The sequence below is a fragment of the Rossellomorea arthrocnemi genome (assembly GCF_904424705.1).
In the GTDB taxonomy this organism is placed as follows: domain Bacteria; phylum Bacillota; class Bacilli; order Bacillales; family Bacillaceae_B; genus Rossellomorea; species Rossellomorea arthrocnemi.
In genome coordinates this window covers 1-291 of the sequence record NZ_CAJGBF010000072.1, presented here as the reverse complement: position 1 = coordinate 291, position 291 = coordinate 1, and the positions used below count along the sequence as shown (strand labels likewise).

The 291-nt window shown below is 38.5% G+C and carries 1 rRNA gene; it reads right to left on the bottom strand.

The window, feature by feature from the left end:
• Positions 1-223: 223 nt before the first annotated feature.
• A 16S ribosomal RNA gene (locus tag BAA9072_RS24015) occupies positions 224-291 on the bottom strand; the annotation flags it as partial.

The following is a 291-nucleotide window of genomic DNA, read 5'->3' as shown; positions in this document are numbered from 1 at the left end:
TTAAAACCTAAAATGGCGATACTCGGTAATTTCTTGACTATCAATTTATCTTTATCTAGTTTTCAAAGAACAATCATTTGTCTCAGAAGAGACAGTATGGGTGGATATTTTGCTTGCGCAAAAATCCCTGATGGATGGTTATTTTACTCTCGCAAAAAACCTGGTTAAACCATCAAAACTGAACAAAACTTCGACTGTCAAACGTTTAGTAAATCTTCCTTAGAAAGGAGGTGATCCAGCCGCACCTTCCGATACGGCTACCTTGTTACGACTTCACCCCAATCATCTGTC